At 34.6% G+C, this 20,751-nt stretch carries 15 protein-coding genes; 1 reads left to right on the top strand and 14 read right to left on the bottom strand.

Translation table 11 applies throughout. From position 1 onward, the window contains the following. Window positions 1-156: 156 nt before the first annotated feature. The 12 genes from BR43_RS11535 to BR43_RS11480 all read right to left on the bottom strand — a co-directional run bounded on the left by BR43_RS11535 (window position 157) and on the right by BR43_RS11480 (window position 14,028). Entirely contained in the window at window positions 157-2,007 is a 1,851-nt protein-coding gene (locus BR43_RS11535; protein WP_034562103.1) for a dockerin type I domain-containing protein, read from the bottom strand. 72 nt (window positions 2,008-2,079) lie between these two features. After that, a complete protein-coding gene (locus BR43_RS11530) occupies window positions 2,080-2,901 on the bottom strand; it encodes an LPXTG cell wall anchor domain-containing protein (protein WP_034562102.1) in 822 nt (273 codons plus the stop codon). 367 nt (window positions 2,902-3,268) lie between these two features. Next, the gene (locus BR43_RS11525; RefSeq protein WP_034562100.1) at window positions 3,269-4,180 is read right to left on the bottom strand and encodes an osmoprotectant ABC transporter substrate-binding protein; all 912 of its coding nucleotides are present in this window, start codon (window positions 4,178-4,180) and stop codon (window positions 3,269-3,271) included. A gap of 281 nt (window positions 4,181-4,461) precedes the next feature. Continuing rightward, the gene (locus BR43_RS11520) at window positions 4,462-5,895 is read right to left on the bottom strand and encodes an FGGY-family carbohydrate kinase (RefSeq protein ID WP_034562099.1); all 1,434 of its coding nucleotides are present in this window, start codon (window positions 5,893-5,895) and stop codon (window positions 4,462-4,464) included. Window positions 5,896-5,915: 20 nt separating this feature from the next. Next, a complete protein-coding gene (locus BR43_RS11515) occupies window positions 5,916-6,692 on the bottom strand; it encodes an SDR family oxidoreductase (RefSeq protein WP_211252924.1) in 777 nt (258 codons plus the stop codon). Window positions 6,693-6,869: 177 nt separating this feature from the next. Further along, the gene (locus tag BR43_RS11510) at window positions 6,870-7,439 is read right to left on the bottom strand and encodes a glycerol-3-phosphate responsive antiterminator (protein WP_034562098.1); all 570 of its coding nucleotides are present in this window, start codon (window positions 7,437-7,439) and stop codon (window positions 6,870-6,872) included. Between the two features lie 72 nt (window positions 7,440-7,511). Next, window positions 7,512-8,474 carry an electron transfer flavoprotein subunit alpha/FixB family protein gene (locus BR43_RS11505; protein WP_034562097.1) on the bottom strand — a complete coding sequence of 321 codons (963 nt, stop codon included), beginning with the start codon at window positions 8,472-8,474 and terminating at the stop codon, window positions 7,512-7,514. After that, window positions 8,471-9,271, bottom strand: coding sequence for an electron transfer flavoprotein subunit beta/FixA family protein (locus BR43_RS11500; protein WP_051933936.1), 801 nt, complete (start codon window positions 9,269-9,271; stop codon window positions 8,471-8,473). The genes BR43_RS11505 and BR43_RS11500 overlap by 4 nt, the downstream gene beginning before the upstream one ends. Then, on the bottom strand, window positions 9,262-10,782 hold the full coding sequence (locus tag BR43_RS11495) for an FAD-binding oxidoreductase (protein WP_034562096.1): 1,521 nt from the start codon (window positions 10,780-10,782) through the stop codon (window positions 9,262-9,264). The genes BR43_RS11500 and BR43_RS11495 overlap by 10 nt, the downstream gene beginning before the upstream one ends. Then, window positions 10,775-11,755: an FAD-binding protein gene (locus BR43_RS19180; protein WP_051933935.1), complete on the bottom strand. Its 981-nt coding sequence runs from the start codon at window positions 11,753-11,755 to the stop codon at window positions 10,775-10,777. Before BR43_RS19180 ends, BR43_RS11495 begins: the two co-directional genes overlap by 8 nt. Further along, window positions 11,752-12,570 carry a hypothetical protein gene (locus BR43_RS11485; RefSeq protein ID WP_034562095.1) on the bottom strand — a complete coding sequence of 273 codons (819 nt, stop codon included), beginning with the start codon at window positions 12,568-12,570 and terminating at the stop codon, window positions 11,752-11,754. The genes BR43_RS19180 and BR43_RS11485 overlap by 4 nt, the downstream gene beginning before the upstream one ends. A gap of 3 nt (window positions 12,571-12,573) precedes the next feature. Further along, window positions 12,574-14,028, bottom strand: a complete 1,455-nt coding sequence (locus tag BR43_RS11480) for an FAD-binding oxidoreductase (protein ID WP_034562094.1) — start codon at window positions 14,026-14,028, stop codon at window positions 12,574-12,576. A gap of 413 nt (window positions 14,029-14,441) precedes the next feature. On the opposite strand from BR43_RS11480, the gene BR43_RS11475 reads away from it, so the two are divergent. Beyond that, on the top strand, window positions 14,442-15,686 hold the full coding sequence (locus BR43_RS11475; RefSeq protein WP_034562093.1) for an MFS transporter: 1,245 nt from the start codon (window positions 14,442-14,444) through the stop codon (window positions 15,684-15,686). Between the two features lie 59 nt (window positions 15,687-15,745). On the opposite strand, the gene BR43_RS19175 is transcribed toward BR43_RS11475, so the two are convergent. Next, the gene (locus BR43_RS19175; protein WP_051933934.1) at window positions 15,746-19,234 is read right to left on the bottom strand and encodes a MucBP domain-containing protein; all 3,489 of its coding nucleotides are present in this window, start codon (window positions 19,232-19,234) and stop codon (window positions 15,746-15,748) included. A gap of 170 nt (window positions 19,235-19,404) precedes the next feature. Beyond that, window positions 19,405-20,592 carry a coiled-coil domain-containing protein gene (locus BR43_RS11465; protein WP_034562092.1) on the bottom strand — a complete coding sequence of 396 codons (1,188 nt, stop codon included), beginning with the start codon at window positions 20,590-20,592 and terminating at the stop codon, window positions 19,405-19,407. Between the last annotated feature and the right edge of the window lie 159 nt (window positions 20,593-20,751).

The following is a 20,751-nucleotide window of genomic DNA, read 5'->3' as shown; positions in this document are numbered from 1 at the left end:
ACTCCTAAAAATAAGTTATTGTTATTCCTACTACTTTTTCCTTCAATTACATTGATTTTGATTTAAATTTTCTTAGTGTAATACTAAAAAAACATCTCCAATTCCATTCATTATGAATTTGAAAGGAGATGCTCTTCTTATTTTTACATTACTACTTTATACTAACAACGCTTTTAATTGGGCATAATCGCGGATATTAATAGTCGTATCTTTATTTAAATCGATTGCTTTCATGAACCGTTCTTTATCTTCAATATTATTTGGAAACTGTTCCATTACAATATATGCTTTTAATAGCGCAGCATCAACAAAGTTAACATAGCCATCATTATTGACATCTCCTAACAGAAATTCTGCATTTTTTTGTTTCGCTTCATCGACAATTTGTTGAATTTTTTCTAGATTTTTTGCTTCATCTATCTGTTGATTAAAATTATTTTTTTCTCTATCTGTTAAGTTTTCAAAAGCGTTAATTGTATTCTTTCCATCTATTTTTGCTTGTTCTAATGCTTTTTCTGTATCCTTTGATTTAGCCTCTTCGACAATTTGTTGAACTTCTTCAACTGTTTGAGCTCCGTCAATTTGTTTATTAAACTCGGTTTTTTCTGCATCTGATAATGCTGACAGTTTATTAATCGTTGCTTTTCCTGCTTCTTTTGCTTGTTCTAATGCATTTGTGGCAGATTTTATTTTAGCCGTTTCAACAATTTGCTGAATTTCTTCTGCGGTTTTAGCTTCATCTATCTGCTGATTTACTCCTGCTTTTTCTGCATCCGTTAATGTTGGTAATTTATTAATCGTTGCTTTTCCTGCTTCTTTTGCTTGTTCTAATGCATTTGTTGTAGATTTTGTTTTAGCTGTTTCAATAATTTGTTGCACTTCTTCAACTGTTTTTACACCATCTATTTGTTGGTTGAATCCTGCTTTTTCTGCATCCGTTAATGTTGGCAAACTGTTAATCGTTACTTTTCCTGCTTCTTTCACTTGGTCTAATACATTTGTTGTAGATTTTGTTTTAGCCGTTTCAATAATTTGTTGCACTTCTCCAACTGTTTTTGCACCATCTATTTGTTGGTTGAATCCTGCTTTTTCTGCATCCGTTAATGTTGGCAGACTGTTAATCGTTGCTTTTCCTGCTTCTTTCACTTGGTCTAATACATTTGTTGCAGATTTCACTTTAGCCGTTTCAACAATTTGTTGCACTTCTTCAACTGTTTTTGCACCATCTATTTGTTGGTTGAATCCATTTTTTTCGATATCAGATAAATTGGGTAAGCTATTAATCGTTGCTTTTCCTGTTTCTTTAGCCTGTTCTAATACATTTTCTCTATCTTTTACTTTAGCATTCTCAACAATTTGTTGAATTACCTCGATCGTTTTTGCTTCATCTATTTGTTGATCGAATCCAGTTTTATCTTCATTAGTTAAATTAGGCAAATTATTCACCGTAACTTTATTCTCTTCCTTAGCTTTTTCAAGCATTACATCCACAATCTGCAAATCCGTACTATAGTTATTTTTTGATTCTGTATATCCATTTGCTTCTCCCGAATATCCGAGAATCATAGACATCGTTACATTTGAATTATTTACTGTTTGACTATCTCCTTTGATATACAATTGTATACTACCTAGGCGTTGATCTAGAAGAATTCTAGCCTTTTTGCCACCCTCTTTGATATTTACAGAAGATCTATCTAATGATGTCGCTACGATTGTTCCATTTGTAAAAGTTAAATCTAATTGCAATACATCTACTTTAGATTCTTTCAACCAATTTAGATCTAGATTTATCATTGTGCCATTTGTATTTTTTAAATCAATTACCTTGCTATCTGGTGTTATTACAACATTTCCAACTGTAACACTTTCAGCTACTTTAGTTGTTGATACATTCCCTTCAGCGTATGCTACCTTATTGATTGCAGGAACAAATAGCATATTTGAAAATAGAGTTGTCGATAATAATCCAATTGTAACAGCCTTTTTTAATTTATTATTTTTCATAGTAATTCCCCTTTGTATTTTTTATTTTTGTCAAAAAAAGCTCATGAATGCACACTAAAACGGTTTTCATGCTTATCTCTTCTCTTTATTTTTGATTCTAGAATAAACGAGTATGGTCAATCCGATAATAATAATTCCTGCAATACCATAAATAAACACACGCTTTTCTCCTGCTTGGGGTAACATACCTTGATTCTTTTTTTCTATCTTGCTAACGATTGCGTTGCTAGTCTTTTGAGATTTTTTATTAGTTGGATTTTTTGAGCTAGTGTCTATACTATTTTTTTCTTCATTTGTTGGTGTCTTTTCTGTTTTTTGTTTGTCCGTTGTAGATTGAGTAGGAATGCCTTTATCTTCCTCTTTCGTTACTGCTACAACTTTTTCAACAATCGGAATATCAAATGAAAATGCTCCCCTATCTTCCTCATAATTATTTGCTTCACCAGAGTAGCCCAAGTCCATTTTTGCAGTTACATTAGCATTATTCTCTTTTGGATTATCTGCTTTAACAAATAATTCAACAGCATCTAAACGCTTATCAATTAAAAGTCGGACTCTTTTACCATCTTCTTTAATGCTATAAGAAGATGGGTCTAATGAAGTTGAAACAATCGTTCCATTGGTTACCACTAAATCGATTTGTAATACATCTACCTTTGATTCCTTCAACCATTCCAAGCTGAAAATTAGTCCTGAGCCATCTTTACTCGTTGAATCAATGGATAATTTTGATGAAGTTAGTGTTACATTTCCAACAACTATTTTTTGTGCGCCAGTTTCTACCTCAGCAGCATATGCATTGGTGGGTATTTGAGAGCCTATTATCGGATTGACTAACAACGAAGTAGATAAAGCACTAATAATTAAAATCTTATTTATTTTTTTGTTTTTCATATCAACAACTCCTATTGATTATTTTTGTTCCTTTGATAAAAAATTATTTTAAACCAATATATTTTGGTAACTTTCGATTCTATATTTTACAGCTGTTTTCTAATCTTCAATAAATCATCCCCTTTCTTCACTTCCTTTATTTTTATCTTAACAGATGACCTAATGTCAATTACAAGCAAGATATTCAAAATAAATAGTATTGCCCCCCAAAATTTTTTTGTTTTCAAAAATTCTATTTTTTCCATGACCAAATTTATACTATAATCTAAAAAAATAGTTTAATAACTAACAAAAAAACCTCAAAAAACAGGATGAGTTATCCTAATTTCTTGAGATTCTACTTTAACTTTTTTGCTGTTATATGTCCTTATTCTCTAAAATAATCATGCTCTTCTAAAAATTTCTTTGCAACTACACTTGGTTCCGTTAAATCATTATCTGCTTCAAAATTTAATTTTTGCATGGTTTTTGTGTCAATCGTTTCTTCTAATCGTCCTAGAATTTTTTTCAACTCTGGATGAGCCTTCAATGTTTTTTCTGAAACAACTAAGCTAGCAGAGTATGGTGGAAAGAATTGCAAATCATCTTCTAGCATCGTTAAATTATAACTTCCCACTCGTCCATCTGTTGAATAACCAAGTACAACATCTAATTCCCCTGCAGAAACAGCATCATAAACTAACCCAATCTGCATTGGAAAAACACGTTTAAATTTTGTTCCATAGGTCTCTACAAATGCTGGATATCCATCACCTTCTCGCTTATACCACGTTGGATCCACACCTAAAGTTAATTCTGGAGCTACATTTTTTAAATCGCTCACTTTTTTTAATTGATATTTTTCAGCAGTTTCTTTTGTCACCATAAAAGTAAATTGATTTTCAAATCCATAACTAGGAAACCACACTTGTTCGTAGCGCTTTTTAAATTCTTGCTGAACAATTTCTAGTGCCTTATCTGGATCTTTTTCTAGCGGTAAATTGAGCGTTCCAATTAAGTCTGTACCTGTGTACCTTGTTGACGTAATATCAACATCTCCTTTTAGCATGGCTTTGTGCATAATATTAGCCGAACCAAGATTATTTAACAAGGTGACTTTATTTGAGGTTTCATGTTCAATCATTTCGCTAACTAATGATGCTAGTATTTGCGATTCTGATGTCACGCCACCCGCTACTTTGATAGCTTCTTCTTTACCTGAAAATGTATCATACGAAAAAAAGCCGACTACTAATACAATTAGCACAATCACTATTCTAAAAATATTTTTCTTTACCATCCATATTCCCCTCGCTTAATTAGTGGATTTCTTACTTTCTTAAACATGCCACCATATGAACACGCTAGTATGCTAGCTTTGTTAAATTCACAATTAAAATGGGATGAATTCTATCTCAATTTTAACATACCTAGCGTAAACTATAGTTATTTTTGGTTTAAGTATCAACTATAAAAAGCAATATGCCTTTATTTTAGTACATCTTCTATGTATATATATTTTGATTTTGAAGAAGTCCAAGCTAAATTCCACTTGGACTCCCATCTAATGTTCAGTCGATTTCAATTAAATAGTGGATATGTTTTTTTGAATAGTCCATCTGTATAGTCTGTAATATTGCGATATACTTCTTGATTCATTTTGTCATACAGCATTACATTTTCTGGAATAGGTTCAAACATTTCTTGAATTTGAACCATCTTCGCCGTCGCCTCTTCGTAGCTCTTATAGTAATTTAGAGCTACTGCTACACTAATTGCTGCACCCAAACTCGCTGAGCCATTCACAACATTCCGTTGTGCTGGAATACCAAAAACATCTGCAAATATCTGCATAAAGACATCACTATTGGAACCACCACCTGAAATAATTACTTTTTTCCGCTTTTTACCTAATTCATCACACATTGCTTCTCCATGATTTTTCATTGTTAAGGCAATTGCTTCTAAAATCGAACGATAAATATGCGCGCGACCATGACGACCGTCAAAACCAAGCATAGCGCCTTTTTTATAAAGTGCATCTGTTGGAGCTAACCAATCTAAAATTGTCATTAATCCATCGCTACCAGCAGGTACATCTTTTAGTTCAGTATTTAGCAATTCTTCTGCTGTTAAACCTTTACTAGCAGCCTTTTCAATATAACTATCTCCTAGCACTTCTTTAAACCAACTAACTGTCCACATTCCACGTCGAATCCCTGTGCTTTCATAGAGATATTTATGAGGCTCACAAGCAAAATTAGTCCAAAAATTCTGGGTGCCTTTAGGATTTTCTTTCCCTTCAACCATCGAAGCAATATAGGTTCCCAATGAAATCAAAATTGCTTCATCGCCTTTTAGACCGGCACCTAATGCTTCAACCGCTTTATCATTGGCTGTTGCAATTACTGGAATCCCAGCTGGAATCCCAGTTAACTCAGCTGTTCTATTCGTAACTGATCCCAAAACATCCCCTGGCATTTTTAATTTAAATAACATTTCTCTAGGAATATTAAATGCATCAAATTCAGCTTTATCTGCTAACCAATCCCATGTATCTGTATCGATTGGCCAAATGCCTTGATAATTGGCAACTGTATCATTAAATTCACCTGTAAAACGGTGTGTAATGTACCCAGTTGCAGTTGTAACATAGGCAACTTCTGGATTCGTTTCATCGTGGGGACGTGATACACGAGCATCCATCCAACTCATAACTGGCTGCGCAAGTGATCCATCTTTTTTCAATAATGCTCGGCAGAAACGAATACTCCCTAATCCTACGCCAATAATATCCTTTTTATCGCCAGTAAATTTAGCCATTGTTTCTTTACAAGCCACAACAATTGAATCCCATAAATCATCGTCTGGATGCTCAACAATTCCTGGTTCCGCTAAATAAGTCGGCTGCAGTGTTTGAGTACTGCTACAAATAACCGTTCCTTCTAAATCAACTATCACAATTTTAGAACTTTGTGAACCGCCGTCCACACCAATAATGTATTTTTTTTCCATCAATTTAATTCTCCTTCTTTTTATCGTACTAAATAGCCACCATCTACTGTTAATATATGTCCATTGACATAATCAGAAGCGCGACTCGCTAAAAAGACTGTTGTTCCCATTAAATCAAGAGTTTCGCCCCATCTGTTAGCTGGAATATGATCTAATACTCGTTGATTTGTTTCAGGATTGCTTCTTGTTTCCAACGTAATATCTGTTGCATAATAGCCTGGTGCAATGCCATTTACTTGAATATTATATTGTGCTAATTCATCACAGTAAGCTTTTGTAAAACCAGCTAAACCATGTTTCGTTGCAGCATATGCAGGCGACCATTGTCCACCTAAAAATGAGAATAATGAACAAATATTGATAATTTTCCCACTCTTTTGAGGAATCATTTCTTTTGATGCTTCATAGCTTAATTCAAAAGCTGCTGTCAAATTCAGGCTAATCATTGGATCCCATTCATTTCTGCCAAAGTTCTCAACATCAGCAATTTTACAAATACCGGCTGAATTTACAACAATATCTACACTGCCATAAGCTTCTTTACAAGCTGCAATAATCTTTTTAGGCATTCCTTCTGCTGTAATATCAGCTTTCATAAAGGTCATTTGTGAGCCAGCTTCTTCAATTAACTGTTGCGTCGTTCCATCATCTTCAGCAATACTTGGAATAAATAGCTTCGCTCCTGCTTTAGCCAAGGCTAGTGCAAATGCACGACCTAAACCTGTGTTTCCACCAGTTACAATTGCAGCTTTACCTTTTAGTGAAAAGAAATCCATTTCAAAATCTGTAATATTCATTATTAATTCCTCCTAATTTGTCTGGTTTATTTTATCCATCAACAAGCAATCGCTTTCAAAATGATTAAGAACACAAATTTAAATTTTTTAATTCAAAAAAAGCAAACACCTAAATAAGGCGTCTGCTTTTCTCTTCTCTCTAGCAATGCGTTTTATTGTAACTATTTAATTATAAAGTTAGATATTATCCCAAACATCTTCATTTGTACTTGAAACAGCTATTGCTCCAGCTCGTAAAGCGATTAATACGTCTTCTTTATCACAGACTAAACCGCTTGCAATAATTGGAACTTTAACAGCTTCTTGCACCCAGCCTAAGACTTTTGGCATCGCACCTGGTAGTATTTCAACAATATCTGCTTTTGAATTTGAATATTGTTTTGGTAAATTTTTAAATGATTTTGAATCGATTAAAAAGAAACGATGAATCGTAAAAAAACCTTTTTCTTTTGCAGCTCTTACAATTGAGGCTTTTGAACTAATAATTCCATCGGTTTTCGTTACATTTTTCATAAAATCTACAACAATTTCTTTGGTTGAGGTCCCTTCAACTAGGTCAATGTCGACAAATACATATTTTCCAGCATCTTTTAATTTCTGTACAATGCCACCAATTGAACAAATATCGCCGTATAGTACAAAAATAACTTCACAACTAGAAGTTAACACTTTTTCTAATCCTTTATTGTCTTTTATTGCTGCTACGATTGGATTCTCTTCTAGTACTTCGATAATATTTGCCTTCACTATTAAGCACACCCCTAACAATAACTTTGTATAAAAATTATAACACATCCGTTACTTGAATAGAAGATTTGCTTAATTTTTCATGAATGATTCAACTACTTCATATAGGTCTGAGCAGAAGGAGTACGTCGCTACTGAAAAAATACGAGCATTTGGATCATTGTTTACAGCAATCACACAACTACAATTTTTGATTCCCGAACAGAATTGAACAGACCCTGAAACACCTAATGTAATAACAATGTCCCCTTGCAGACTTTTCCCAGATAAACCAACTTGTGATTCTGGTGTAAACCAACCTCTTTCAACTAATCCTCTAGAACAGAGTATTTCACCGTTTATTTTTTTAGATAATTTTTCAATTAACTCTAAATCAGCTTTCTTTTTAACCCCTTTTCCCACAATAATTTTAATTCTACTTTGTTGCTTCTCTGCTTTTTTTATGGGCTTCTGATAAAGCAGTTCAACATTTGTTTCTAAATTTAACACTTCATAACTAATTTTTTTAGTTACTGATTTAGTAAATACGAGATTTTCTGAAAATGCATGTTCTCGAATGGTACAAACTTTTGGTGTTGTTTTTGTTACTATTTCAGCAAGGACATTCCCACCATATGCTGGGCGAACTTGGACAATTGTCTGATTCTCTATCAATAAGTCCGTACAATCGGCAGTTAATCCGGTTTTAAAGGCTACGGCAATAATTGGAGCCATCGCTTTTCCAATCGGAGTTGATCCAACTAAAACTAACAGTGGTTGCGTTTCTTGAAGGTAAGCAATAATCAGTTGGGCATAGTGATTGGCAATAAAAAAACGCGGTTGAATCAATTGAAAAATCTTTAATTCAGCTAAACACTCTGGCAAGCTTGGCAATGCTACCTTTTGATGACTAACTAGGCAGGCAGACACTTCTCCTCCTGTTACTTTCGTTAACTCATTCGCTTTCGAGATTAACTGCAAGGATAACTGGCTTAGCTCTTGATTTTCAAGCTCCACATAGACAACAATATCTTTTATATTCGTCTCATTTTTCATCCCAATACTCCTAAATCTTGCATAATTTGCTTGATTTGTGCCGTCTGTTGCTGGATAGGTTCGGTATTCACACGTATTTCTTGTGGAATTGCAGCAGAGTAAATTTTTCTAACTCTAGTTGGTGAGCCTTTCGCACCATAGTCAGCTACATTTTGATTTGGCAAATCCAGTAGTGTTATTCGTTGAATCACTTGTTTTTTAGCTTGAATTTTCCCTTTTAAAGAAGGAATCCGAATCGGATACAATTCTTTTTCTGTTGAAAGTAATGCTGGAAAAGGAACTTTAATTGTTTGGTAACCATCCGTTAACTTTTGAGAAACGGTAATTGTCTTATCTGTTACTGCGTCTAAAAAACTGACTGTTCCAATATAAGGAATTTCTTTAAAAGCAGCAATTCCACTTCCAACTTGCCCCGTATCGCCATCAGTTGTTTGTTTCCCACAAAGCAACAAATCAAAATCAGCAACGTGATCGACACATTGGCTTAATGTATAGGACGTGACCAGTGCATCTGCTCCTGAAAATGCGCGATCACAAATATGATATGCCTTATCTGCTCCTAACGCCAACCCTTCATACAATATAGCCTCTGACTCGTCCGGTCCCATTGTAAAACAACTAATTTCAACATCTGATAGAATGGTTTTAATATGAAAAGCTAGTTCTAAAGCTGAATAATCAAAAACATTGAATTTTTTAGGTTCACCTTTTCTGATTAGAAGACCTTTTTTAGGATCCATTTTCCCATCTGAATTAGCTGGAACTTGTTTGATAAAAACACCTATTTTTATAACCATCGCTGATTCCCTGGATTCATTAATTGAGTTGGATCAAAATAATCTTTGACCTCTGCTAAAGCAGCTACTTGTTTCGCAACAAAGAGTTCACGATTTAATAGACTTGCTTTTAATTTACCTAAGCCATGCTCTGAAGCTAATTGCCCGTTTTGACTCAGGACAAATTCAGCTAATTGATTGAGATAGACCTTGCTTTCTTCAATCTCTGCTTCATTTTCTGGTAGAAAATTCACATGTAGATGTCCATTTAACATATGTCCAAAAATAAAATACGGCATTTGACACATTTTTAGAATCTCACGATAACTCGCTAAAACTAGTGAAAATTCTGCATTCATAATCGAATAATCTGTAGCTAACTTAGTAACCATTTGACATTTTTGCTGATTACCTTCCATCGCTCGATTAATTAATTCTGGCGCTCCATGTCGATAAGCATGCAGGCGATCAATCTCAGCTAATTCAGATGCTACCCAAGAAGCATCCACATCACTATGATTCTCCATTGCTTTTTCAATTAACCATTCACCTGTTTGTAGCATGGCTTCCTCAGAATCTTCATGAATTTCCACGTAAACTAAGCAGTTAAATTGTTCTGCTACATCAGGCAGCTCCTTAATCTTATCCAATGTATACTTTTCACGATCTAACAGACTAATTGTTTGATCATCCATAAATTCAATCGCAGCAATGCTCGGTTCATATTCTTTTGCTATCAGTATTTCCTGAGCAAAAGTTCCTGCGTCTAGTTCATTTTCAAAGAAAAAAGTTACAATCCAGCGCTGATTGGCTTGTGGAACTACGATTAATTTGGCACTTAAAATCACACCATACAAACCCTCACTACCAATAAATAAATCAAGCAAATCACCTGAAAAGGCTGTCGCAAATTGTTGATTTTCTAATGGTAATCTTTGACCATTTGGCAGATTAATCTGACCTGCTTCGAGTAAATAACGATCTTTTGGAATTTCAAGTATCTCCCCATTTGGCAATAATACACGGATTTCTTGAATATGATTGGTTAATCCACCATATTTTTTGCTACATGGTCCATTTGCATTAGTTGCTAAGATTCCACCGATTGTTGCCGACTCTTCTGTTGGATCAGGCAACCAGCAATAAGTGAGCTTTTTATCAACTATTCGGCGCATCTCTTGTTGTCCAAATTCCTTTTTTCGTAGCATTTCATGTAGCTCTAATAATGTAAAACCACTACTAATCTCTACGATTACGTTCCCCGTTGCAGCATCTTTTTCTGCCCATAAACGTTCTTTTAATTGGGCTAAATTGATAACATGCTCCGAATTAGGAACGGCGCCACCACAAATCCCAGTTTTACCACCTTGAATCGTAAAGGTTAGCTCCTTTTGTTGACATTTCGCTAAAATCTGTTGCACTTCATGTTCTGTTTTAGGGAAGGAGATTGTTTTGGCAAAACCATGTAGCTTAGATTCATCTGATAAATAATCTTCGTATTTGATCGTCATGTCTTCTATTAATTCAGCCATCACCTTTCTCCCTTCTTTCTAACAATTTTTCGATAAATTCTTGGCTTTCGCATACAAATCCAATATCACAGTTATTAAAAATCAAAGCCTCTGAATCTTTATTAACAGCAATAATTTTTTTGCAGTTCTCAATTCCTTTGGTAAATGCCGGTAGCCCGGATACGCCTAATGTTAAGCAAATATCTGCATGACTGCTTTTCCCTGAAACGCCAATTAAACGATCGTGACTTAACCAACCATTAGTTGTTGCGGCACGAGTACCACCTACTTCACCATGATACCTACTAGCAAATTCTTTTGCTTCTTGGGCCCCAATTTCAGATTGAACACCTCGACCAATTGCCACAATAAATGGACTGGCTACTAGATCTATGGATTGCTGAGTGTATTTTTTGAGAACGCGAATTTTTTTAATTGAAGATTTAGGTTCAAACTCACGTATCTCTACAACCTTAGGTTTTACTTGTTTTGTTTGTATAGATTTATTTTGATTGTAGGTTGCTGCTAGCACTAACACTATCGGCATTTTTTGTAAATCTGAAATCCCCAGTAATTGACTACCAAATAACTCTTGTTGAATTTGGATAGCGTTCTCGGTTATCCGTTGAATTTGTTTTACATTAAAATAAATATCTTTCTTCATCGTAGCATTGACTCTAGCTGCTAACTCTTTACCAAACTGATCTCCAGTAAACAAAATCATTTCTGGTTGTTCTGTAGCAACTAACGAAAGAAAATTAGCCTTGTGAGAAACAAAATCAGTCCATACAGTCTCGCAAATAAGGACTTGAACCGTTGAAAATCTAGTAAAAAGAATTTCCACTTCTCTATATTGCGCTTTATTTTGGCAAAGGAGCCATAGTTCTGGCATTATTAGTGCTGTATTGGTTAGTGAATCTGCTAATTCTTCAAGTTGCTGCACTTGTTTCTGGAAGTCTAAATGATTTACATGAAGGACAAAAGTAGTCTTCATTTATCTTTACTCCCTTCCATTAACAATTGATAGACTTCCTCAATGGATTCTTCATCTGCCAAAGTTGTTATTTTTCCAATACGTGGCTTTAACTCAATGGGTTTCCATTGTTCAGGTAGTGATTTTGAATAATTTGGCTGTTCAATTTCTGGATAATTTTGTTGAATTTGAATCTTATTGATGGGATTATTCTTTGTTTGAATACGATCTTTTAACGTTGGCATCCTCAAATGAGTAATCGTAGAAAGACCGATCGTAATAATTGCTGGTAAGTCGACTTCCACCAGCGCTGTTCCATTAGGTTGGTTCACTGAAAGAAGCAACTTTTTAGTAGTTATTTCTTCTATCTTTGCAACATTGGAAATTAATGGTACTTCTAACTTTTCAGCTAAATAGTAAGGCAATTCGTCAAATCCAAGAACTTCATTCTCATGAGCAAAAACGAATAAATCGGTCTGCTTTGATTGGTCCAAATAGGTTCTAAGAATATCGCCTTTTTTCTGTGCTTGATAGCGAATAAATTCTGCTCCATAAAAATTGGTTACGTGATAACCCAGAGCGGTTAGCTTAGTTGAAAGATTCACTTGTTCCGTTGATTCTTGGTAATAAAAACTAACTGCTTCTAAGGCTATTTCTTCATGATTCGGTAGCATTTGTGGGATTCGTAAAACTTGTTCTAGCGCACTTTCCTCAGATAATCCGACTTTTTTTCGGATCATTGATTGGTCACTAGACTGTTCTTGAATAAGTGCCCACTCTCGTTTGGATAGATTATCAATATCTTCCACTAAGGAAAAGCACACTACAACCTTCATAACTTAGTTCTCTAAAAATTCAGTTGGGATAATATTCCCAGCGTTCATGATGTTATTTGGATCAAAAGCTTTCATCAATGTCTCTAAGATATAGTACGATGAACCATATTCTTCTTTAATCCATGGAGCTCTTGCTTTCCCAACACCATGATGATGAACCATTGTTCCGCCATGTTTTAATGACTCTTCTACAATAATTTGGTTGATTGGATTGTGGTATTTTGTGATCTCTTCTTCTGGTTTAATGTCTACGATGTTGTAGTAGTAAACAAAGTATAAGTTTGTTCCGTTAATATAACTATGAGATGAGTGTCCACCAATCCATGTAACATCTGGAACTTCAGCTGGAACACGTTTCACTACAGCTTCATAGATTTTATGAATATTTTCCCAATCACTGGCAATCTCAGTTGTAAAACCAACATTCTCAGTTTGTAGAATTTCTTCTCTTTCTTCTTCGACTTGTGCTGGACCCCAGTTTAATTGGTTGAACCAGTCTTCAATTAATTGGCTGTCTACTTGTTTTACATCGCTATATTCTGCAACTAATTCAGCAATCCCTTTGTGATTTGCTTCAGCAACTGTTTTAGCGCCTTCTGCCATGAAGAGTAAGACACATTTTCCATCAGCAAAATGAGAGAAATGTCCCACTGCATCTGCTTCATCATATAAACGTGCAACGGATGGTTTGTAACCTGAAACCATGACTTTACGTAAAATCTCAAAACCAGTACTTAGATTATCTAATGTGTACCCTAGGAATTTGTTGTTTTCTGGCATATAAGGGAAAATTTTAACGGTCACTTCAGTAATAAAGCATAATGCACCTTCATTTCCAACAACAACGTGGCGAATATCTGGACCTGCTGCTCTTCTAGGAACATTCTTAATACGAGTAATTTCACCATTTGGGAAAACTGCTTCTAATCCAACAATCATATCTTCAATTCCACCATAAAGCGTTGAGAATTGTCCGATACTTCTAACTGCTACTAACCCACCCATTTGTGCTAAAGGTTTAGATTGTGGAGAATGTCCTGTTGTTAAGCCTTTTTTACGTAATAGTTCTTCTAGAGCTTCTAGTTCAACACCTGCTCCAGTCGTTACTTGCATATTATATTCATCAATTTTAATAATTTCTTTCATTTCAGAACCATCTAAGATAATATGGTTTTCTTTAGTTGACTCTAACATTCTTTCTAATGCTGAGTTACCAGTTCTTGGAATAACATTAATTTTATGTTCATTACAGAAACTCAATACTTTTGATACTTCTTCTGCTGAATGAACTTTCACGATAGCTGCTGGTATCGGACGAGTAAATACACCATTGTATTCTTCGTATTTACGGTAACGATCGACACTGCTTTCTTTTAATACTGTTTCGTTCGTTAGGATATTTTCCTTTCCTACGAATTCTTCCATTTTGTTTACGATAGCTTCTCTTGTTAAAGTCATTGTTTTCCTCCAATATTTCATTTTTTACAATACTTGATCGTGATACAGTTTGCATGAAAATTTGGCCAATTTCATTTAGAAAAACAAAAAAAAGCGCACTCCTATTATTAGGAGTCGCTTCTCTTTCGTCTCTAGCAACTACCAAAAGTATATTTGAAAGCGTTTCAAATGTCAATCGTTTTTTTATTTTTTCTAGTGACTTTTTACTACAAAAAAATTGTTACTATAGATAGCACAATTAATTTCTTTGCTCATTTCTTCATTTATCTATCTTTAAAAAAAAGATGTTGACAGCGCTTTCTATGCGTTTTATACTGATACCAGTTACGAGAGCTGAGAGAGAGTAACGTCATTGGACGTTTCTCTCTCTTTTTTTGTATATTTATTAAAAATAAATTGGAGGTTATTTATTTATGGACAAAGCATTTATTAAAAAATATGGGACTTTGCTGTTATTGTCTGCTGGAGCAGGAATTATTTTTCAATTGCCTTATATTCGAGAGACTTTTTATGTTCCTATCCAACAAGCCATGAACTTAACGAATACACAGATGGGGATATTATCTTCTGGGTACGCAACAATGGCGACATTTTCTTATTTTATTGGTGGAATTGTAGCGGATAAATTTTCAGCTAGGAAGTTATTAACTTTTTCTTTCTTGGCAACAGGGCTTTTAGGCTTATGGTTCTCAACTTTCCCAGGGTTTACTATTAGTCGGATTATTTTTGTCTTGATGGGGGTTTCCACGATTATTACCTATTGGTCAGCTTGTATTAAGGCGACACGAATGTTAGGAGATAGTTCTGAACAAGGTCGTTTATTCGGTTTACAAGAAGGCCTTCGGGGAATTTTAAATGCCTTTCTAGTTTTTGGTATGACTTTTGCCTATAATCAATTCAGCGATACGGTTGTTGGAACTGCTTGGGCGATTCGGATTTGTGCGATTACTGTTATTATTATCGGTATTTTAAATTGGTTTATCATTGAAGATACTCAAGCAGAAGAACAAACTCAAAGCTTTTTAGACGTGACGAAAGGTGTTTTCAGTTCATTGAAATCGCCTAGAGTTTGGGTATTAGTTGGGATTGTCTTCACTGCTTATAGCATCTATGGTATTTTAGGTTATATTAATACGTATGCTATTAATGTCTATGGGATTTCTGTTTCTACTGGTACAACTTTAGGTGGAATTCGTTATATTGTGCAAGCCTTTGGTGGGATTATTGGTGGCTTTTTAGCAGATAAAATTGGCTCTAGAGTGAAGATTATTTTAATTGGTGCAGTTTTATTAGGAGCTTCATTTGCTGGATTTATCGTCCTTCCTGTTAGCGCTGGATTAGCGAATGTTGTTATTACGAATTTCATTTTTGGTTTATTCTTTATCTACGTTGTTCGTAGTCAATATTTTGCGATTATTGATGATGCTGGTTTCCCTGTAGAAATGACTGGACGAGTTTCAGGTGTTGTTTCTTGCTTAGGATATTTTCCAGATGTCTTTATGTATACTATGATTGGTGGCTGGTTAGATAAGTATTCTGGCAAAACAGGTTATAACATGATGTTTATTTATGCAATTGGTATGGCGATCGGTTGCGTTATTTTAACCTTGGTATTAAGTCGTATTATTAAAAAGGATAAACACGCTGTGACTGCTTAAATGCATAAAAATAAACGTGACTAGGAGATATATTCTACCTAGTCACGTTTTTAATTTAGTTAATTTTTAATCCTACGAATGTAATAATAACTTCCATTTAGAATGAGTAATAAACTCCCTAATATGGCACCAAACATCATGGAATCCGATTCACCTGTTTTTGGTAAATACGTTTCATTCCCTGCTGGATCTTTTTTAGCTACTCCTGTTGGTTTATTGAGTAACTCATTTTCTTTTGCAAGAGGTGTTGTCCCTTTATCGTCTATTTCTTCCTCAGCTGAATCACCTTTTGGCGGTTGTTCCTTAATTGGAAGCTCTTCATCCGGTTTCTCTTCAGCTGGATCTTCAACTGTCTCTTTAATCTTATCAAGTTGATTTATAGCCGCGATTAAACTAGTTGTTCTTTGGTCGATATCAGCTTGTGTAATGATATTTCTGCTAAATTGCAACATAAACTGTTTGGCAATTTGTAATTCTTTTTGTAGTCGAGCAAAACTTTCTGGAGTATATAAACTCTCATCCAATGCCTCTGCTTGTTGAATTGCTTGTTGCAAAGCATCAAAGTTTAATTGCACTTCTTCAACTACTACTAATTGTTGTATCGCTAACCGTAGCTTTTGTTCTGCTTCATCAACTGCTTCTTGCGTTGCATTCTCATCATCCCTTACTTGCTGGGCTAAAGCTAATTCTGCTAAGAGCATATTAAAACTGTCTACTGTGTAATCTTTGGCTACAAGTAATTCAGCTTGTTGAATATGGCTCGTTAAAGCATCTTTATTTACTGGAAGAATAATAGGCTTTTCAATTAAATCTTGAATAGCTAATGTTAGTTGATTCACCATAAAATCAATATCTGCTTGAATGAATGATGTTGGATCATTTGCTATATCTTGAATTAAATTCTCTGCTAATTGCAAAATACTCTTCAAATTAGCATAGCTTTCATCTGTATAAAGCAGCCCATCAATTCCTTTTGCTTGTTGAATCACATCTACTAGTTTTTGTAATTCTAATGCTGGAATTTTAACTAAATTCTGAATAGCTGTTACTAACTGTGCTGTTGCCGAATCAATTTCCATCTGACTTGCAGTAGCATTTTTATTAATTTCTTCTGCAATAGCTAATGCATCCGTCATTTGCTTGAAACTTTCTACCGTATATTCTTTAGGATTCAGCATCTTTCCATCATCAATCGCTTGAACTAATGCGACCTTATCCAATTGTCCTGCTGGTTTTTCAACTAAGCTTTCAACAGCTTTTAATAAGTCTTCAACAGCTTGATTCACGGCATCTTGTGTTGCTAATGGATCATTTGCGACTGCATCAGCTTGCGTTAAAACAGTCATTAATCGATTGTAACTTTCATCTGTATAAAGAGCAGAATCGATTAGTTTGACTTTGGCAATTTCTGTTAAAAGTTCTTGTTTATCAATAATAATTGGTGCTTTTTTTGTATAAAGATAGATCACTGATTGTTCTTGGGTTGTAAATAAACCAGTCTGATTTGGTGGCGTTGTTGTCAAATCATAGCCTTCGATCTCCTTAACGGTTGTAGTATATGCATCACCAAGATAACCTGTCACTATTTCTGAATTTGCTAACTCTGTACCATCTGTCGCATTTTTATAATAACTATGAACTGAAGCACCCATTGTTCGTTCGTAAATATACGTTACCGTTTGAGGCGTGTCTGTATAGGTTCCTGTTTCATTTGTTGGAATGGTTTTAAGAGTATAGCCTTCAATGATTTCTGGTGTTGCTTGGAAACTACTACCAACTGCACCAGTTACTACTTTAGTTGGTGCTAGTTTTTTGCCAGCTTCATCTTGATAGTGAATCGTTACTTGCCCTATTGGTAATGGATCAACTTGAACTTCAGTTTGAATTTCTACAATAGAACCGTCCTTATAGTCTAACTGGATATGAACCGATTGTTTTCCTACAAGCTTTAAAGCTTCTGGATTTAAAATTTTTGCTGTTGGAGCTGCTTCATCTTGATCATGTGTAGCGGCTACTAATGTTAGTGGATCAATTGTTGTTCCTTGCAAAATAACTTGATTATTTATTGGAATTGGCAAGGTATTACGAACAGGAACATAAGCGTCCTTGTAACGATCATACAAACTTGCATCTACTAACGCTTTCCAATCAGTCGGCATTTTTAAATAGTCTTCTGTACTCCAATATTCAACGTCTAGTTTTTTATCAGTTGTATCATCTCGTGTATTGTTAGCAACATACGTATTGTCTGGTCTAAACCCACCACCATCCGCAATTAACAAGCCACGTCTTCGATTAGCTGGTATATTATGATAATTCACAAACTGGTTGTCCATAAAAACACCATTTGTAACATTCGTATCTCCGGTATGCTTATTATACTCAATCCCAATAGCATATTTTTCTTGCCAGTATTTCCAATCAAATGTATTATTAGCAACTAGCCAACCTGATAGTTCAGAAATTGTTCCTTGGTCGTAAGAATCGCCATAACCAAATTCAGGAGTACCATACATAATGATTCCTGTATTTCTTAAATAATTGTTCATAATTGTAATATTTCTACCTGATTTGAATTTGAAGCCGCCTGCTGGACCATTATGTAATCCTCGTAAATGATTTCCAACAACTTGAATATCTTGTGAACCTCTTAAGTAAATCGCATGATCTCCAGATACACCATGCATATCTGCATTATCATAGTTTTGGTAGAATAGATTATCTTTTATCTCTGCTTGCTTTAACATGCTATATGAGTTAATTCCCGTTGAAAAATAATTTTGTTCATTTCCACCAGTAATCTCAATTTTTTTCTCAGTAATTGCCTTTTGCAAATTTACAATAATTTTATCTGTTTCTGCTGGACTAAAACTCTTAATTGCATCTAATTCATCAAGTTTCAAGCCAAATAAATTTCCATTTGCTACAGTATTTTCCATATGTTCAAAACGATTTTGTGTTGAGTAACCCCCAATATAAACGGCTCGGTTATAAGTATCATTAGGCTGAGAATGAGTTGCATCACGCATAAAAATATTATGATTGATTGTTGCATCATTGGAAGCATTTAAATCTACTGGAAATTTAGAGGCTAAATTGTAAAATACATTATTCTCCACTGAAATAGTATCAGATAAACGAGAAAAGATACTTACACCATCTAAAAATAAATTTTGAATCAAAACATTCTTTGTTCTGGAATAACTAGCATCCGTTAAAAGAACTTCTCCACCAGAGTTATTTATTAAAACTGTAGCACCTTGAGTATCTCCAACTAGTTGATAGTTCGCTGAAAGGTTAATTGATTCATTGATTATATAACTTCCTTTTGGAATATATACTCTTTTGGATTGTTTTGTTGCTTCATCTAAAATATCCTGCAATTGCGCACTTTGATTTTTTGTCGAATTTGCTTCCAAAGCATTGCTTCCAAATACGGTCTTGTCTGTAGCATCCACAACTTCTCCAACCGCCACAACAAGTCTCCCTTTTTGGATACTAATCATAATACCCATAAATAAAAATAACAAGACTATATATTTTTTCATGTAAAATAAACCACTCTTTCTTAATTTTTTAATGTAAATTTAATTATAGCATAAACTAATGATTGTAATAACTTTCTATTAAAAAACTCTCATATAAACTATCTTCTTTTTTAGCAAAAAAAACAGACAAAGGAAGATTCCCTTATCTGTTTAAGCATGATTTAACTGAATTATTTTACAACACGGATTGCAAATGATGGAGCATATCCACTCAAGCTTTGGTATTTTACAACGTCGCCAGTTTGTGGAGCATGAATATAGGTTCCGCCACCAACATAGATTGCTACGTGATGAGTTGAACCACGAGCGCCCCAGAATAATAAATCTCCTGCTTGTAAAGCACTCATTGGTACTTCAACACCAGATGATTCTTGAGGAACTGTAAATCCACCAATTGATTTACCTAATACACGGCTATAAACATATCCTGTAAAGCCCGAGCAATCAAAACCTCCTGGAGATTTCCCAGCCCATACATAAGGTGTTCCTAAATAGTTAGCAGCTTCAGCAACAATTGCTTGTCCTTCTGCAGCTGTTACAGTTCCACTTGTAGATGGCATTTGAATCGCAGGTGTATCTGTTCCAGCATTGTTAGGTACATTTTTTGGAGCATCCGTTTGAACTGGTGCTGGTGGTGGAGTTTTTGCTGCAAGTGTTGCTGCTGCTAATGCCGCAGCTTTTTTATCAGCTTCATCTTTTTTAGCAATAAATGTATCACGTTCACCTTCAGCAGTTGTTTTTGAAGCAGCTAATGTTGCTACAGCTGATTCTTGCTCAAGTTTTTTGCCTTCAAGTTCACCTTTTAATTTTTCTAATTCGCCTGTAACTTTACGTTGATCTGCTAATTTTTCTTCTGTTTTTGTTTTGCTAGCTTCAACAGATGCTTTATCGTCTGCTTGAGCTTTAACGAGTTCACGATTAGCTGAAACCATTTGAGCAACAACATCTACACGTCCAACAACGTCAGATAATGATTCTGCTGATAAAATGAAATCTACATATCCTTCGCTACCTGCACTTACTTGAACAGCACGAGCTTGTTTTTCTAATTGAGCCGTTCTACTTTCAATCTTTTCATTTAAATCAGTAATTTGTGTAGTTAATTTGTCCATTTCTTTTTGTGTTGCTTCGCTTTGTTCTATCAATGTACGTGCTTTTTCTTCAGCAACTACGATTTCTTTTGTCACACCTGATAATTTTGTTTTAACATCTTGTTCTTGTGTTTCAATCTCTTTAATTTTTTGGTTTTGAGCATCAATTTTATCTGAGTACTCATCTGCTAATACTGTTAAAGGTGATGCTAAAGCTGTTACTGATAAAGTTCCTGCAATCACTAAAGTAAGTAAACGTTTTTTCACTCTAAATTCCTCCATGTAAGTTGGTTTTTATTTTTATATGTTTAGGTTTTATTTTAATTTTTAATGTGCTTCTTTAACACTTACAACATTGTAACATAAGATTTTAAATAAAGACTACCGCTACACGAAGATGTCTCACAAATGTAATATTAAACATAT

Origin of the sequence: Carnobacterium gallinarum DSM 4847 (assembly GCF_000744375.1) — a bacterium.
In the GTDB taxonomy this organism is placed as follows: domain Bacteria; phylum Bacillota; class Bacilli; order Lactobacillales; family Carnobacteriaceae; genus Carnobacterium; species Carnobacterium gallinarum.
This window is presented reverse-complemented; position numbering and strand designations above follow the sequence as displayed.

Bases quoted from the DNA above. Each gene is read 5' to 3' on its own strand.
- BR43_RS11535 (WP_034562103.1), bottom strand. From the start codon at position 2,007: ATGAAAAATAATAAATTAAAAAAGGCTGTTACAATTGGATTATTATCG.
- BR43_RS11530 (WP_034562102.1), bottom strand. From the start codon at position 2,901: ATGAAAAACAAAAAAATAAATAAGATTTTAATTATTAGTGCTTTATCT.
- BR43_RS11525 (WP_034562100.1), bottom strand. From the start codon at position 4,180: ATGGTAAAGAAAAATATTTTTAGAATAGTGATTGTGCTAATTGTATTA.
- BR43_RS11520 (WP_034562099.1), bottom strand. From the start codon at position 5,895: ATGGAAAAAAAATACATTATTGGTGTGGACGGCGGTTCACAAAGTTCT.
- BR43_RS11515 (WP_211252924.1), bottom strand. From the start codon at position 6,692: ATGAATATTACAGATTTTGAAATGGATTTCTTTTCACTAAAAGGTAAA.
- BR43_RS11505 (WP_034562097.1), bottom strand. From the start codon at position 8,474: ATGAAAAATGAGACGAATATAAAAGATATTGTTGTCTATGTGGAGCTT.
- BR43_RS11500 (WP_051933936.1), bottom strand. From the start codon at position 9,271: ATGGTTATAAAAATAGGTGTTTTTATCAAACAAGTTCCAGCTAATTCA.
- BR43_RS11495 (WP_034562096.1), bottom strand. From the start codon at position 10,782: ATGGCTGAATTAATAGAAGACATGACGATCAAATACGAAGATTATTTA.
- BR43_RS19180 (WP_051933935.1), bottom strand. From the start codon at position 11,755: ATGAAGACTACTTTTGTCCTTCATGTAAATCATTTAGACTTCCAGAAA.
- BR43_RS11485 (WP_034562095.1), bottom strand. From the start codon at position 12,570: ATGAAGGTTGTAGTGTGCTTTTCCTTAGTGGAAGATATTGATAATCTA.
- BR43_RS11480 (WP_034562094.1), bottom strand. From the start codon at position 14,028: ATGACTTTAACAAGAGAAGCTATCGTAAACAAAATGGAAGAATTCGTA.
- BR43_RS11475 (WP_034562093.1), top strand. From the start codon at position 14,442: ATGGACAAAGCATTTATTAAAAAATATGGGACTTTGCTGTTATTGTCT.
- BR43_RS19175 (WP_051933934.1), bottom strand. From the start codon at position 19,234: ATGAAAAAATATATAGTCTTGTTATTTTTATTTATGGGTATTATGATT.